General features: G+C 46.2%; 18 protein-coding genes. 9 read left to right on the forward strand and 9 right to left on the reverse strand.

The features are described 5' to 3' along the window. Window positions 1-4 precede the first annotated feature (4 nt). Window positions 5-1,315 (reverse strand): tetratricopeptide repeat protein, encoded by a 1,311-nt coding sequence (locus tag ACYVGC_RS11645; protein WP_460583997.1) that lies wholly within the window; start codon window positions 1,313-1,315, stop codon window positions 5-7. 92 nt (window positions 1,316-1,407) lie between these two features. On the opposite strand from ACYVGC_RS11645, the gene ACYVGC_RS11650 reads away from it, so the two are divergent. Next, entirely contained in the window at window positions 1,408-1,827 is a 420-nt protein-coding gene (locus ACYVGC_RS11650; protein WP_460583998.1) for a TIR domain-containing protein, read from the forward strand. Window positions 1,828-1,844: 17 nt separating this feature from the next. Here the strand turns inward: ACYVGC_RS11650 and ACYVGC_RS11655 are convergent, their stop codons facing one another. Further along, on the reverse strand, window positions 1,845-2,408 hold the full coding sequence (locus ACYVGC_RS11655; RefSeq protein WP_460583999.1) for a hypothetical protein: 564 nt from the start codon (window positions 2,406-2,408) through the stop codon (window positions 1,845-1,847). A gap of 12 nt (window positions 2,409-2,420) precedes the next feature. On the opposite strand from ACYVGC_RS11655, the gene ACYVGC_RS11660 reads away from it, so the two are divergent. Beyond that, a complete protein-coding gene (locus ACYVGC_RS11660; protein WP_460584000.1) occupies window positions 2,421-2,867 on the forward strand; it encodes a TIR domain-containing protein in 447 nt (148 codons plus the stop codon). Between the two features lie 35 nt (window positions 2,868-2,902). Here ACYVGC_RS11660 and ACYVGC_RS11665 read toward each other — a convergent pair whose 3' ends face one another. Further along, window positions 2,903-3,490 (reverse strand): TIR domain-containing protein, encoded by a 588-nt coding sequence (locus tag ACYVGC_RS11665; RefSeq protein ID WP_460584001.1) that lies wholly within the window; start codon window positions 3,488-3,490, stop codon window positions 2,903-2,905. Window positions 3,491-3,950: 460 nt separating this feature from the next. Here ACYVGC_RS11665 and ACYVGC_RS11670 point away from each other — a divergent pair, with 460 nt between their 5' ends. From ACYVGC_RS11670 to ACYVGC_RS11680, 3 genes are all read left to right on the forward strand, one after another. Next, the gene (locus ACYVGC_RS11670) at window positions 3,951-4,127 is read left to right on the forward strand and encodes a hypothetical protein (RefSeq protein ID WP_460584002.1); all 177 of its coding nucleotides are present in this window, start codon (window positions 3,951-3,953) and stop codon (window positions 4,125-4,127) included. A 680-nt stretch (window positions 4,128-4,807) separates the two neighbouring features. After that, window positions 4,808-5,269 (forward strand): toll/interleukin-1 receptor domain-containing protein, encoded by a 462-nt coding sequence (locus ACYVGC_RS11675; protein WP_460584003.1) that lies wholly within the window; start codon window positions 4,808-4,810, stop codon window positions 5,267-5,269. 280 nt (window positions 5,270-5,549) lie between these two features. After that, entirely contained in the window at window positions 5,550-5,990 is a 441-nt protein-coding gene (locus ACYVGC_RS11680; protein ID WP_460584004.1) for a TIR domain-containing protein, read from the forward strand. Here the strand turns inward: ACYVGC_RS11680 and ACYVGC_RS11685 are convergent. The 5 genes from ACYVGC_RS11685 to ACYVGC_RS11705 all read right to left on the reverse strand — a co-directional run bounded on the left by ACYVGC_RS11685 (window position 5,987) and on the right by ACYVGC_RS11705 (window position 10,353). After that, window positions 5,987-6,526: a TIR domain-containing protein gene (locus ACYVGC_RS11685; protein WP_460584005.1), complete on the reverse strand. Its 540-nt coding sequence runs from the start codon at window positions 6,524-6,526 to the stop codon at window positions 5,987-5,989. The genes ACYVGC_RS11680 and ACYVGC_RS11685 overlap by 4 nt on opposite strands. Next, on the reverse strand, window positions 6,514-7,770 hold the full coding sequence (locus ACYVGC_RS11690; RefSeq protein WP_460584006.1) for a TRAFs-binding domain-containing protein: 1,257 nt from the start codon (window positions 7,768-7,770) through the stop codon (window positions 6,514-6,516). Before ACYVGC_RS11690 ends, ACYVGC_RS11685 begins: the two co-directional genes overlap by 13 nt. A gap of 887 nt (window positions 7,771-8,657) precedes the next feature. Continuing rightward, a complete protein-coding gene (locus ACYVGC_RS11695; protein WP_460584007.1) occupies window positions 8,658-9,254 on the reverse strand; it encodes an SHOCT domain-containing protein in 597 nt (198 codons plus the stop codon). Window positions 9,255-9,272: 18 nt separating this feature from the next. Continuing rightward, window positions 9,273-9,707: a hypothetical protein gene (locus ACYVGC_RS11700; RefSeq protein ID WP_460584008.1), complete on the reverse strand. Its 435-nt coding sequence runs from the start codon at window positions 9,705-9,707 to the stop codon at window positions 9,273-9,275. A gap of 262 nt (window positions 9,708-9,969) precedes the next feature. Continuing rightward, the gene (locus ACYVGC_RS11705) at window positions 9,970-10,353 is read right to left on the reverse strand and encodes a hypothetical protein (protein ID WP_460584009.1); all 384 of its coding nucleotides are present in this window, start codon (window positions 10,351-10,353) and stop codon (window positions 9,970-9,972) included. A gap of 96 nt (window positions 10,354-10,449) precedes the next feature. On the opposite strand from ACYVGC_RS11705, the gene ACYVGC_RS11710 reads away from it, so the two are divergent. From ACYVGC_RS11710 to ACYVGC_RS11725, 4 genes are all read left to right on the forward strand, one after another. Beyond that, entirely contained in the window at window positions 10,450-10,698 is a 249-nt protein-coding gene (locus ACYVGC_RS11710; RefSeq protein ID WP_460584010.1) for a helix-turn-helix domain-containing protein, read from the forward strand. A gap of 100 nt (window positions 10,699-10,798) precedes the next feature. After that, a complete protein-coding gene (locus ACYVGC_RS11715) occupies window positions 10,799-11,050 on the forward strand; it encodes a transposase (protein ID WP_460584011.1) in 252 nt (83 codons plus the stop codon). 25 nt (window positions 11,051-11,075) lie between these two features. After that, entirely contained in the window at window positions 11,076-11,600 is a 525-nt protein-coding gene (locus ACYVGC_RS11720) for a DDE-type integrase/transposase/recombinase (RefSeq protein WP_460584012.1), read from the forward strand. Window positions 11,601-11,708: 108 nt separating this feature from the next. Beyond that, entirely contained in the window at window positions 11,709-11,945 is a 237-nt protein-coding gene (locus tag ACYVGC_RS11725; protein ID WP_460584068.1) for an integrase core domain-containing protein, read from the forward strand. Window positions 11,946-12,090: 145 nt separating this feature from the next. Here the strand turns inward: ACYVGC_RS11725 and ACYVGC_RS11730 are convergent, their stop codons facing one another. Then, a complete protein-coding gene (locus ACYVGC_RS11730) occupies window positions 12,091-13,836 on the reverse strand; it encodes a hypothetical protein (RefSeq protein ID WP_460584013.1) in 1,746 nt (581 codons plus the stop codon). Between the last annotated feature and the right edge of the window lie 76 nt (window positions 13,837-13,912).

The following is a 13,912-nucleotide window of genomic DNA, read 5'->3' on the forward strand; positions in this document are numbered from 1 at the left end:
AAAATCAGTCTTGTGGCAAGTTAGGAATTTCCTCTTCTAAAAAGTTGACGCACTGCGTAAACGTGTCATCTTTATCTAACAAATTATTCATTAGTTGTAAGCTTGCTAGATGCGTGGCGGCTTGCCATGCGCTGAGGCAGCTAAAAACCCCAGATTTCAACAGGTCAAGACATGCTTCTTTTGCTCCAAGAAGTAAATAAATGTCTGATAAATTAAAGAAGCACCAGGGGGCATCTAAGGGCGGGGAATCTTGTGTTTGTGATTTAACCATTCGTTCTGCTCTATTAAGCTGGGCTATTTGTCTGGCATCTAGCGAGATTGTTCCCATTTGGCGAACATGTAACTTAAGTGCATTTAATAGTGGGTATGGGTGACCTCGGGACACATCGGTAGCGTGTTGATACATGCTGTATGCCTCCTCGTAGCGTTGCAGCCGCTTTAGAATACCTCCGAGTGAAGCGTAAGCATCAAAATCCTGGTCGTCTAGCTCAATAGCTTTCCTCAACGATTCCTCTCCACTAGGTATCTCCGCTGGGCAGTCTTTTTTCACGAACAACTTATTCTGAGCAATCCCAAGTTCTCTATGTGCTTCGCTGTAAGCAGGTGAAAAGCGAGTGGCTTGGGCGAAAGAAGTTGCTGCCCTGGGCCAATTACCATTTTCTTTATACAATAGGCCAACTTCTAAATGCAAAGTCGAGTTGTTACAGTCTAATTTTATGGCTTGTTCATATTTTTTGATAGCTTGAGGCAAGTTCCGTTGGCGGATAGCATTTTCCGCATCTTTTAAGAGCCGGTCAATACCTACGCCCATTATACGCTGAGCAGCAAGTGCTGCTTGCACCGGGCTATCTAGGCGATTATTGAGTAGCGATTCCGTTAGTACCCTTATTACCAATGCCCTTGCTCCTGAAAGCTGAGCTTCAGGCTTATATTCATAGGGAAACGCTTTGATGTGATTTATATCAAACGGAATTGCTGCGTCCACCTGACGGAAGATGACTGTACCAGCTGAGTGGGCCCTGTGGCGAACACCCAATTCGTAGAATACATTGGGATTTAACCCTGAGATGTCAGCTAACGACAAGCGAGAATATTCCAGATATTGGAACATTTCCAAGTCAATATTGCCAGAAAAAAAATCTTTGTCTGTCCTTCGTGCCTCTAAATAGCCTCCTTCAGGAAGGGGAGTGGCAGCTATAGCGGGAGCAAAGATTTCATCATAAATGAAGTCAAAATCCACTTCCTCATCACCTATTTTTTTGGTGCCAAACGGCATTACAACAAAACAAATATTCGAAAAGTCTATTTCTGACATACTAATATATATTTAATGAATAACTGATAAATATTTTGTCGGCAAATTTCATTTCTTTCGTAACTTGTTCCCTTACTTTTCCTCCTACTCCCATGGCCAAAAAGAAAGTGTTCGTCAGTTATGACCACAGTGAAGACTTGCGTTACAAGGATATGCTTCGTGCTTGGGACGCAAATGACAATTTTGATTTCGAGTTCGACCAGCGGTCGCCTAATGTTGCAATTGATAGTACGGAAGCCTCTGCTATCAAAGCGTCTTTGACTACCAAGATGAAACAGGCTGATTACTTATTGGTAATAGTTGGAGCTAAGTCGTCTACTAGTAAGTGGATGAACTGGGAAATCTCCCGAGCCAAGGAGACTGATACTAAACTAAAACTCGCTGCCGTAAAAATTGCTAGTACCAATACATTACCTCTAGGACTATCTGTCTTGAGTAGTGCAGCAATCGCCACAAGCTTTGAGCATGACAAAATTGTGGCGGCTCTAGATAAGGCCACAAATTCTTATTGATTCATAAATTTAGGCCTCTATATAGTCAGAATTTCTGCTTTATGGAGGCCTTCTTTTTGACTCAGGGCAGCAAACTCTTTCGTAAAATCATCATCACCTCTGCTATGCCCTTCCCACACAACTACTCCGAAAGCTAAGCTGTCATTTGCAAGCTCTTTAGCTTGGTCAATGATAGCTTGAGTCGTTTTAGTGAAAGCTTCATTATCATCCAATGAGTAACCGAGCAAGTGTAAGCAATTAGCTTCTTTAGCTTCCCAAATAATTTTGTCATATAATTCTCCCCAATCGCCAGGGCGGTCAATAACAGATGAAGAGCGGAAATCTGCTGGGCTAAAAGGCAGTATTATGTGGCGCTTCATCTTCAATTCTGTTGCTACATCTAATGCAATAAGGTCTGCCCCGCAAGCTGCTGCGCAGACTAAGTGAGTGAAGCTGTAGTCCATAAACAGCCGCATTAGTTTTTTTCTGACAGCGGTGACATTGGATAAAGGGAAGCGTATATCCTTCGCATCACTAGCATCTGGCCTACGGCCAGCCAGAGCTGCCACTCGTAAGTCTTGGGCCTCAACTGATTTTTCCATGATACTATCTTAATGGTTTCGAAGTTAATAGCCTGTTTTTTAGATGTTTTCGGGTTGGCAAAAAAGCGTGTTTTCATCAGTTATGACCACAGCGAAGACAGCCGATACCGAAATTTATTATGTGCATGGGATGCCAATCCCGCCTTTGAGTTCGAATTCCAGCGATGTTCGCCCATAATAGCTATTGATAGCAAACATGCTGTTGTCATCAAAGCCTCTTTAACTAGAATGATGAAGAAGGCCGATTACCTACTAGTTATTGTTGGCGAAAAGACTCACACCAGTAAGTGGATTAACTGGGAAATAAACCGGTCGAAAAGAAATGATATTAAGCTTAAACTGGTAGTGGTTAAAGTGGATAAATCTTTTCGTACACCAAACGCTTTACTCAACGCGGGGGCATCTTTTGCCTACTCATTCACTCAATCTGCTGTCATCCAGGCTTTGAAAAATGCCTAACTATCATAGTACGAGCTACACTAATTTCTTATGGTTTACGGCCGTACCTGCGTCTTGTTCGCAAGTAATGAGCTTCTCTTCTGAAAAGCTTGCTCCACATACAATTCTGGATTAAGTAGGAAATCCTCCCATTTTACCAGAACACAAAACCTATCCTCTTCCCCCCAAGAACATTTGTTGTATTCTGGTATGTAGTAATTGCATGAAAACTCTTTTATGGTTGTGCTGTCATTCAGAGCCACGTACTGATGGGAGCCACCACATGATGAGCAGTAGTATGAATTTCCATAAATAGATGCATAAGCATCCGGAAGGACTACTCCCAATAGGCCATTCTGTGTATTGCCAATGCCGTGGTAGAGAGATGCTTGCAATTCGCGTTTAATGTATCGTTGTTCGTATGCACCTCTGCTTTCTGCGCCATACAGCCCAATTAGGTGAATAGTCACGGTAGAGTCTGATAGATAGTCTTCTCTAATCTTCCTCATAATATATTCTTCATTCTCAGAATCAATTGCTTCATTCAGAGACTTATCTATCATGTCTAATCCAGAATGATTCTGAATATATTGTTTATATAGTAAGTCCTCCGTTTTGAAAGAGATAAAGCATTTTCTTGCCATTGTACTTTTTGATAAAATTGTTAATCTAGAAACTGTTTAGGAAGTAGGCTAGAAGTAGAAAAGACTCTTACACAGGGGAGAAATCTAGGGTACGACCTGCCTTCTTTCTAACGCTTGCCCGTGGAAGTCGTCTCCAAAGATATCATCGTGACCCGGCTACAGCCCCATCTACCTTTTTCCACTACCAGCCACTGCCATCGCGTAGTCCCGACCGAGATAATAGATGCGGTTCTATACAAATTCAGTATCGGTTGTTAGTGGTATTGGCCGCCGATTGCCTCCCTGTCTAGCAGGCCACCCTTGATGTGGCAAGGGATGTATTACAGCTCCCACAAATAGAGAAAGCAGGATGCATTGAATAGCTATTGCTGACGCTCTTGAACTGGCATCGCCACTTGCTCAACCTCTCCAGCGTGCAACTCGATGGTAGTAATACCCCAGCCAAAAACGGCGGGCCGCCATGAGCTACTATGGCCGCAAGGCCGCTCGCACTACTAACATCCTATTTCTAGCCGACAACCAGGACCAGCCGCTGGCCGTGGCCATGCCCCGGACCGGCCATCACCACGCCATTCGACTTGACGCTGTATTTGCCGCACTCTGTCAGGTGATGGAAGACACCTGCCTCTGCCTGTAAGGTCTGTTTTTCAATGCCAACAAAGTGTTTGATGTCAATGTATTGTCCAGCACGATATCGAGATTCATATCCCGCGTAACCGCCGAGCCGCTGACTGGCAAAGCAACGACACCCCGCTCGATTCCAACCTCTACAGTCAGCGGCAAATCAATGTCTAGCTCAACGACTTTAAGGCGCTGCTCGTGCGCTTTAAACTTATTTGCACACATAGCTAGCGTTTCACTGGCGGGGCTTCACTGTACTCCTTCTACGCAGAATTGGTCGTGTCCATACTTCATAAAAAACTACTTTCGGCAATACCTAAATCGTTATGTTCAATTCTCTATCACCTGGACTATCGTAAGAAGAAATTACGAAAGCAATGCTTTAAAAATGGGGCTGGAATCATATATCTTGCAGTTTAGTCGGAATGCATTAAATCTACTCACCCAAGTAACAAATTAAAGAACATGTCAAGATGTACAGCACCAGTAAATGGGCATCGCACAGCAAGTGCAGCAGCGGCCTGCCCTGCATGTAGTAGCCGTTCTCGCGGCTACGGTTCATACTCGTCATACTCAACTCCCTCCTATTCGGTGGGGAACAGCTCGGGTAGCCGGAGCAGCGGAGTCGGGTCTGGCAGAAGCATTAAGCCACGCTGGTCGCGAGCAGGTTCGGTTATTCTGTACACGCCTGCCGAGGTGAGGACGCTCACTCCGGTACGCGAAAACGTCGAGAATCGCTCCTCTATACCGGACCTTCGAGACGTTTTTCTTTGCCATGCGTGGGACGACCGCAAAGGGGCTGCTAAAGACTTGCATGACCTGCTTGTGTCACGCGGTGTCTCAGTTTGGTTCAGCGAAAAGGACGTTCTCCTCGGTTCATCGTTGCTTCGCGAAATTGACAAGGGACTGGCGAAGTCGCGTGTTGGAATCGTGCTGGTGACCCCTGCGCTACTGCGCCGCCTCAAAAACGAGGGCATCGCCGACAAAGAGCTTTCAGCACTATTGGCGCGTGATTTACTCGTTCCCATCATGCACAACGCGACGTATGAAGACCTCCGCGAAGTCAGTCCTTTGCTTGGCTCGCGAAGTGGCCTGAGCACTACAGAGGAGCCCATGACAGACGTTGCAGCCAAGCTGGCCGAGTTGGTCGTCCTCTAGCTCTGTTGCCTACACGGGTTCGCCGTTCAGAGTTGTTGGAGCGCCCTGACGTTTGTAAATTACTTGCCAGTTGAACAACCTGCCAGTGCGACAACAACTTGCGAATTGGCTATAAAAGATGCTACTTTATATAGCATCTTTCGTGGTTGCAGAAATGAATTGCACTGTATAGATTTCTGAAAAGTGGGCAAAATTTTCAGAATCGCCAGTAGAATTGCTCATGTAGTCAAGTTTTTACTCGACTACATGAGCAATAATTATCAACAAAATACCTGCTTTCATGGGCTTATTAGATGCTTTGACTAATATGTTTACAGAGAATAACCCTCGTGTATTCATCAGTTATGACCACAGCGAAGACCGGCGCTACCGCGACCTACTATGCGCATGGAACGCCAATTCAGCTTTCAACTTTGCATTTGAGCGTTGTTCGCCCATGACTGCCATCGATAGTAAGGAGGCACGTATAATTAAAGGTGAGCTTATAAAGATGCTAAAGCAAGCTAAATATCTTCTAGTTATTGTTGGGGAGAAAACGCACATGAGCCGCTGGGTACGCTGGGAGATTGCCCGCGCAAAAAAGGAAGATATAGGGTTGAAGCTAATAGTAGTGAAATTAAAAAAGTCACATACTACCCCCTATGGGCTACTTAATGCAGGGGCAAACTTCGCTCATTCTTTTACCTTAGAAGCAATCACTAAAGCAATAAAAGAAGCTTAGCTGATTAGCCAATCTTTGAACCACTTATTACCACCTTTGGGATATATAACTGCCCAATCCGTAAACGCACCATTGCTACTCTTAGATGTCTCAATGTACCCATACATATCAAGATAATCTTGTGAGACGCGAGGTTGATAATCGTTGATGACCGGCAGGGTAACAGCATTAGGGTAGCCTAGGATGCCATCCCCTAGGCCCAGTTCCCATGGCATCCAACGCGAATCACTGGAGTTAGGAGTAAGTATCTGGATAAGCTTGCTACACTGTGTGATTCGACGCCGAAGAATTGGAGCTGTCTCGCTATTAGGAGCTTTAGCTAATTCCTCATCTAGAAAATCTACGTAAATACCAGCTTGTAATCCTTTAAGAAATTTAGCTACCCCTGGCACATAAGAACGGTCTTCGTGCCGGTATGAGATAAAAACGTGATACTTAGATGCTCCCGGCTGGCTAAAGAGGCGCACATCTTCGTTGAGCCTATAAGCGCTCTCGAACGCGGTTGTGGATAAGGAGGAAAGATTTAGGAATGCCATTTGTCCATCAGAGCGTTAGTGTCACGTAATACAGGTTCTAATAAAGCCATTTGTTCGTTGAACGATTCCCGTTGGAATTTCTCTTCTCCAAGTTGTTCAGCTTGTAATAGCCGTTTTTCGAACTCGCTTAAATTGCCATTTGCATACATTACCTCAGCTAAGGTTAATAGAATCCATACTCGGTCTGGTCGCTCTTCGAAGTTATCAGTTAGTAATTCCTCACAATAGAGTTGGGTTCGTGCTCGAACTCTTCGTGCTAGCACTATATCAGCTAGTGCATCGGTATTCTCCTTCCGCACTAGTGCTTGTTTTAGTAGAAGGAGGGAAAGATTGATGCCATTATAATAATCCTTGGCGAGAAGGAAGCCACGACCATAATAGTCAATGGCCTTGTCAAGGTCGGATACATCACCTGTCAATTCGTAGCGACGCTTATAAACAGCTCCTAGAAGTCCTAGTGTTTCGGTGTCCGTAGTCCGCTTAGGATTTAAGGAAGCTAATAGCTCTTCTGCTTGCTGTAGTGCTTCTAGCGCCGACGGCTTCGAGTCTTTGTATGTAGCCAGAGCCAACTGCTGCTTGACGTATGGCTCTTGTGGAGACAAGGCAAGAGCAGCAGTGAGTAGAACCTTCGCCTGCGTGTAGTCCGCTACTGTCATTGCCCTAGCAGCCGTAGTAAGCAGAGCAGATACAGTATCTGCCTCCTGAGATGCTGTCTTCAGTTCTTCGATTTCTTGAGCTGTGAAGCTAGGTGGTTGTAATCCCTTTAAATAGGTATATACAGGGCTGTCATCCCGGGGGTCAGCTTCAATTGCTTGTACCAATTCTTTGAGTTCTTTCCTGAATCTCATAACCTCAGTATAGCCGATATCTGCTCCTAGATGCTCATAGCCTAGTATTACAGTATGACCTAAATCAAAGGGATAAATCAGGCCCTTCTCAGCAATTACGACAGTAGTACGGGGACGCAATGCGTGCCGTACACCTAGCTCGTAGATAGCATTGGCATTTAGTGTGGATATATCAGCGATTACAATATCTGCTTTCTGGATAAATTCATACATTGGTACATCTATTGTACCTGAGTGTTTATAATCTATGGCTCGAAAACATCTGATACCAAGTTCAGTAAATACCGGCTCAATAATATTTTCGTAAGTTTTGTCTAAGTTCAAGGGACGGCCGGTGGCTAAGTCCGTTTTTTTGCCGTACCCCATGAGTACGAAACAAATCTTCTCGTTTGCCATACTTTTTCTAGTTAACTTTCCTAATACTAGCGATGGCAGGTAGAAGTTGTTGTGTCACAAAGTAGTTGGATTAATCTGAATCCTTCCTCTGATGTGGACGAAGTAAAAACTGAGGTGGTCGGGTGCAAATGGACACCAAGCTAAGGTAAGTTAAACGAGGTAATGCAGTTCGATTTCTAGCTGGGTGCAGGCGTTGAGTATTGTAGTAACGGTCAAGGTATTCGTACAATTCTAGCTGGTCCTCTTCCAGGTCAGCAAAATAGGCACCACATGATAGTAACCTGGTCTTAAATGTACTCCAGCCGCTCTCCGCCAAGGCGTTGTTTTAGGGTGGTGTGGTCGGATAATGAGCCAAGGTAGGTGCTGAAACAAGTCGGCTCCAAACTGGTGGGGCGAGCGGGAGCCCAGGGCCGAGTAGCAAGGGTCGAGGTTGAAGTAGGTGTCGAGGTGAGAGGCTACTGCCAGTCGGTTTTCCGCTAGGCTGGTAAATGTTTCGACGTGAGGCAACAATATTGGTTCTAAGGATACTCCAGTCTACCTCGGTCTGGGTGTTACCATACGGGTTGCTCGGCCGGGCATAGCTGGCCAGCGCCTTGGCCTATTCGATGCGCGGCATGGGCATATTGACTGCCTGGTCAGCGTGGACAACTAGCCCTGCCGCTGGCTATCGTAGCGTTAGGGCTAATTAATGAGCCTCAGGCGGTGAAGCTAGGCTACAAAAAAATAGCCTAGCTTCAGGGGCTAGGCTATTGGGGTTAAGAGGTGTTAAAAACTTCTACTATTGAGGGGCGAGATTAGGTAGCGAAGAAGCAGGGAAGGGTATTTAGGGGGCATGGCAACGGTAGCCAGAAATTCAGGACCAAATACAGTAAGTCAGTTCAGAGAGTCTATTTCAGTAATTTAGCCTTTTGTGCGTCGTATTCGGCTTTAGTTAGCACCTTGTTGTCATAGAGTTTTTTAAGCTTAAGTAGTTCATCAGCAGTGCTTAAGGACGGAGTTTCACTTACGGGAGCTGCCACTGAGACAGTAGCACGCCGGGTATTAGCAGTAATAATTTCCCCAGCGGCCTCTGCAGCGTTCAGGTCCACACACCCGTTAATCGTGTTAGCCTTGATAACTGCGACGGTCTTATCACCAAAATTGCGGGTTCGTTGCAGCCGTATGTCCTTCACCCGGACTGAGAGGTTAGTCATTTGGGAAGTGAAGTTCTGTTGCTTGCTACCAGTAAATACATTGTCGGGCACGTATACATATTGAAAGCTGCCATCAGGCAGCGTACCCCGGCCTAAGTGTAGGGTATCGCCCACATGCACGAGAGTACCTGCTGATGTTTTGAAGTCAGGAACCGATTTACCAATAATCTGGGCTTGGATAGGGCTAGCCAAGAGTAGGCTAATAAATAGGGAAAAATAGAAATGCCTCATAGTAAATTTAGAGGATAAATAAGAACAAAGTGAAATGATTGAATTTAGTAAAATATTCATGTATAAAAAATTTTAAATTTATTGTGCGTTTTCAGCCTTGAGCTGCACCTGCTGCTGGCGTTCCTGCTCAGCTTGTAAAGTCACGCTGTTGACGTTTAATAGCTTTGCATTCTGGCCGTTCAGGTACGCGGTGGACAGCACGGCCCAGGCCTGCTCACCAACCCACTCCGTACGGTCGCCGAGCGGCCGCCCAGTTCCGAACAGGAAGCGAGCCTCCGCATCTAGCGCGGCCTGTCCGGCGGGAGAGTAGGCAACGGCTTGGAAAGAAGCAAACTTACCGTCTCGGAATAGGTAGAATACGCCTGGTACTTCAGCATGATGCTTAGCAAACCATCGCACCTGTTGCGTGCTGCCCGCAGGTAGGTAATAGCTAACCATACCAGGCGTGACCCCATCAGCTCTCACTAAACCGGTAAAGGCGCTAATCGGCTCACCGAAGCGGTGAGTGGGCACGCCGTTAAGCGAATCTACCTTACCGCCGTACGGGAACTTGGCAGCTGGGCTGTCAGTCCCCGTTTCGGAGCCTGCTGCTGTGGTGGCCGGGGTAGGATGAGAGCAGCTACAAAGCAGAGACCCGGTGAGGACGGTCAGCGTGGGTAGTAGAAAAAGGCTATTCATAGACATGAGGTAAATGTAGTAAAAAGGAATCAGTAGGATACTTATATTTAAGCACACTGACAAATAAATACTTTTAATTTTTAGTTAAATGTATTAATTAAAATTCATCTGCTGGAATAGCTCGTTGCGATTCTCGATATTGAGCCAAGTATTGAGACAGCGCTTGGTTAAGGATATATACTCTAGAACCCTTAATCCCATTGCGCCAATAAGCGAGATTATCTAATCCTTGCTTGTTGGCCTCACTAAGATTGGTTGTTACAGGATGTACATAAGGAGTTGCTTTACCCTTATAATCTGGGTCAGTAGAATTCTCCTGTTGGATGACTGTTTCCTTCTCTGTTGTTCGAGTGATAATGATATGCACCTCAATGGGTCCTGAAAGGCCATTGACTCCCGCTACGCTAGTGACGAAGTGAGCCAGGGTCTGGTCATCGTTTCGTTCTGTGGGTGAAGAAGTAGGAAAGAGAGGTAAGGTCACGTCGATGTATACCTGATTTGAGGCTGCAATCTACACAATTTTGTAGACTACTGGCAACAACAGGTAGGCATTTTAGCCCGGTAGCTTGCCGCTTATATGAGCGGCGAACCGATAAAGGCGTTTGGGCTGGTCATCAGAGAGATGCGCAAGGCGCGAGGAGTATCTCAGGAGTCGCTTTCTGGCGAAGCTGGCCTGGACCGCACTTTTTTGTCACAGCTGGAGACCGGCCGGAAACAACCCTCGCTGCTGACCATTTTTCAGTTAGCAACTGCCCTCCAAACAAATGCTTCTGAATTACTCAAGCAGGTAGAGAGCAAACTTCAAGCGGATAATTTGCTCAAGTGATTGCCCCGTAAGTATATAAAGGTGAAGTAGTTGATTTGATGAATGAGTTTGAGGTGGTCGAGTAAAAACAGACAGTGGCACGTCTTACCTTCCACTGCTCATGCCCGACAAAACCCTTCCGAGCGGCTCGCCGCTGACCCGCAAGAAATACACGCCGGCTTTTAAAGCCGATTGCGTGCGCCAAGTAGCCGCTGGGGCCCGGCAAACCGACGTGGCCCGCGCCCAGGGCCTGGCGCCCGCTTTGCTTGGCCGCTGGCAGCGCCAGGCGTTGGCCGAGGCCGTGCCGAGCAGCGCTTGCGCGCCGAGCTCAAACGCGTGGATCAGGAGCACAACATTTAAAAAAAAGTCGTGACCATCTTCTCCCAACCGCCTCAGTCATGAGCCGTTATCAGTTCATCGAGCAGGGTGCTGCGACTACGTCGGTGCAGGTGCTCTGCCGCGTGCTACGGGTTAGCGCTGCCGGCTATTATCAGTGGCGGAGCCGGGCTGTGCGCCCAACGCCCCCTTGGGAGCCTGCAGCCAACGCTGCCTTTTTGCGCCATGCCCAGCGCTACGGCACCCGCCGCTTGCGCGCAGAATTACAGGCCGAAGGACACGCCATTGGGCGCTACGCGCTACGCAGCTGGCTGCGTCGCCGCGGCTTACGGGCGCTGAGTACGCGGCCGCACCGCCCGCGTACCACCGTAGCCGACCCGGCGGCAGTCGTAGCTGAAAATCTGCTCCTCGGCCAGCCTGCGCCCACGGCCCCCAATCAAGTGTGGGTCGGGGATATTACGTATCTACCCCTGGTCGGCGGGCGCTGGTGCTATCTGGCCACCTGGCGTGATACCTGCTCGCGGCGGGTCGTCGGCTGGCACCTCAATCAGCAGATGCCCACCGAGCTGGTGCTCACGGCCCTGTAGCAAGCCCTGACACTACGCCAGCCAGCTCCCGCCCTGATTATCCACGCCGACCGCGGCAGTCAATACACTAGCGCGGCTTGCCGGACACGCATCGAAAAAGCGCAGGCACTGGCCAGCTATAGTCGGCCGGGTAACTCCTACGATAATGCGCAGGCTGAGTCAGGCTGGAGCACGCTCAAGACCGAATTGCTGCCCCGCGGCGGCGCGTTTGCCAGTCTCGAAGAAGCCCGCCTGGAGGTGGCCTACTACCTCGACACCTACTTCAATCTTGACCGGCGCCACTCCGCGCTGGGCTACCGCTCGCCGCACCAATTCGAACGCGACTTCCAAATCAACCTATCTTAGCTCACCGTCCGTTTTTACTGGACCACCCCAGTCAAAAATGCTTTTCGATACTATAATTGGTTGTAAGATGTTTCTGTAGACTCACTCATAGGTTAGACCTCGCTTTATCAAAAAGTGTCGATAATTAACGGTTCGATATGATGTATCAATAGAGCGGTCTAGACTTACGTTTATTTACAATCCCGTTTAATTGGTTTTCTATTTTCTTAGCTATTGCAGAAGAGGTGACTTGCCTTTGATTGTGGCGACCATATATTATTGATTTAGAGCCAATTTCATTTGTATATACACCGTCTTTACGAAAGCTATCATTGCAATAGCCTTCTAGGATAGAATCATCAATTTTAAAAAGAGATTTATCGTAAAATAATGCATAACGTTTATTATTGGCCCAGGCTAAGTATATATTATAATTATCAATTATGAACTGACATAATAAGACATCGAAGCGAGAAACCGCGCTTAATAACCGTTTATTAAGATGATGTTTCTTCGCAAAACTAACAACAGCTTCATCTAAATTGAAATAAAAGACTTGATAACCATTTATCTCGGCGAGTGCAGAAAAAAAGATGAATGCTTCATTCGATTCTGATGAATAACCACTTCTGCGATATAATTTAGCTCGACCAGCTTTTTGATCGGCTTTGCCTTTTTCTAAGATAGAGATGATGTCTTGAGGTACGATGATACCTTCAGTAGTTTTGTATCTATTTTGTTGGTCTCGTTTTTCTAATTTAATAGGTAATTCAAGTTTTTTCTTGAATATTTCAAGAGTTTCAACGAATACGTCTATCTCAGCTTGTTGGTGTCTGTTTCCTGGAGCGTTCTCTGTTAGAATAGTAGCAGGTGTAGGTACAGTTTTAGGGCTCTTCTTAATTTTGTCTTTCTGGCCTTTTGACAGGCTTTTCTGACTGCGGCGGTCAGTCATTGGAAGATATACTATCTTGTCGAAACCCATATCTTCTGCGGTGTCATAGATTTGGTCGACTAAAACGTAATTTTTACCCATCCAAGTAAATCGTCGCCCGCTAACTCCTAATTTGAAAGGATTATCTTGGGGAAATAGAGTGCGTAATTTATTCGATGAGTGATCTCTGCTCCCTGAGCTATTGAGCAACAAAGAGTTTCTAATCATACTTAAACATTTGGATGCCTGTTTACTAAATGCGATGCGGCCCAGGCAGTTAATATCCTCTTCACGCAACCCCTCTCTGATTAATAAAGTAGCTACTCGCTTTTTACCATCCATGTAAATAGTTGGTTTCAGGGTAGGATGCGCTACGAGGTCTGTAATACTATGTGATGCTTGCTCTGCTGGACTGGTAAAGTATGTTAGTAACTCTTTTGAAAGTATGCTTCCTTGTAGAAAGAAATAGCGGAGTACCTCGTAGGAAGGAATAATAAAGTAGTCGGCTGGCAAATTAGAGTCTTCGTTAGTTACTAGATGAGCATAATTACAGGCAAAATTGTCTGGCAGATGAAGTTTTTCTACTGCCTCCTTTAGGTATATATCGTATTGGATTGCATGGTTATAGCCAGCTTCTGAAAGTCCTAAATGGTTGTGTATTTCTGCTGAAGCAGTAGTTAATGATTCACCAAAAACATTTACAATAAAATGGGGCTTACCTTCCCTTTTGTCACGCTGGGCATTGCTAAAATTCGGTATGGCTGTTTTGTCCTTTACCTGAAAGCCAAGACCCACATTTAGGGCAAAAAGTCCATATACCGTGTGGTGCACATAAGCAACTGGTATTTTCCTGCTCTCATAATTAGCTTGACATATAAGCGATACCCCTTCCTCATTATCATTCTGCTCATAACGCAGGTTGCTGATCCATCGGCATACCCAATATCCGTTCAGCAAATCTATCTCAAATGCAACTGCCATGATAGCTAATAATAAGGTTGGACGAAGCGTACAAAAATTAGTGATAACAGTTTAGGATTATCAGTAATCCTTATGA

This window comes from Hymenobacter arcticus (assembly GCF_054779975.1).

Excerpts from the sequence above, each read along its gene's own strand:
- ACYVGC_RS11645 (WP_460583997.1), bottom strand. The coding sequence starts at position 1,315 with ATGTCAGAAATAGACTTTTCGAATATTTGTTTTGTTGTAATGCCGTTT.
- ACYVGC_RS11650 (WP_460583998.1), top strand. The coding sequence starts at position 1,408 with ATGGCCAAAAAGAAAGTGTTCGTCAGTTATGACCACAGTGAAGACTTG.
- ACYVGC_RS11655 (WP_460583999.1), bottom strand. The coding sequence starts at position 2,408 with ATGGAAAAATCAGTTGAGGCCCAAGACTTACGAGTGGCAGCTCTGGCT.
- ACYVGC_RS11660 (WP_460584000.1), top strand. The coding sequence starts at position 2,421 with ATGGTTTCGAAGTTAATAGCCTGTTTTTTAGATGTTTTCGGGTTGGCA.
- ACYVGC_RS11665 (WP_460584001.1), bottom strand. The coding sequence starts at position 3,490 with ATGGCAAGAAAATGCTTTATCTCTTTCAAAACGGAGGACTTACTATAT.
- ACYVGC_RS11670 (WP_460584002.1), top strand. The coding sequence starts at position 3,951 with ATGAGCTACTATGGCCGCAAGGCCGCTCGCACTACTAACATCCTATTT.
- ACYVGC_RS11680 (WP_460584004.1), top strand. The coding sequence starts at position 5,550 with ATGGGCTTATTAGATGCTTTGACTAATATGTTTACAGAGAATAACCCT.
- ACYVGC_RS11685 (WP_460584005.1), bottom strand. The coding sequence starts at position 6,526 with ATGGCATTCCTAAATCTTTCCTCCTTATCCACAACCGCGTTCGAGAGC.
- ACYVGC_RS11690 (WP_460584006.1), bottom strand. The coding sequence starts at position 7,770 with ATGGCAAACGAGAAGATTTGTTTCGTACTCATGGGGTACGGCAAAAAA.
- ACYVGC_RS11695 (WP_460584007.1), bottom strand. The coding sequence starts at position 9,254 with ATGAATATTTTACTAAATTCAATCATTTCACTTTGTTCTTATTTATCC.
- ACYVGC_RS11710 (WP_460584010.1), top strand. The coding sequence starts at position 10,450 with ATGAGCGGCGAACCGATAAAGGCGTTTGGGCTGGTCATCAGAGAGATG.
- ACYVGC_RS11715 (WP_460584011.1), top strand. The coding sequence starts at position 10,799 with ATGCCCGACAAAACCCTTCCGAGCGGCTCGCCGCTGACCCGCAAGAAA.
- ACYVGC_RS11720 (WP_460584012.1), top strand. The coding sequence starts at position 11,076 with ATGAGCCGTTATCAGTTCATCGAGCAGGGTGCTGCGACTACGTCGGTG.
- ACYVGC_RS11730 (WP_460584013.1), bottom strand. The coding sequence starts at position 13,836 with ATGGCAGTTGCATTTGAGATAGATTTGCTGAACGGATATTGGGTATGC.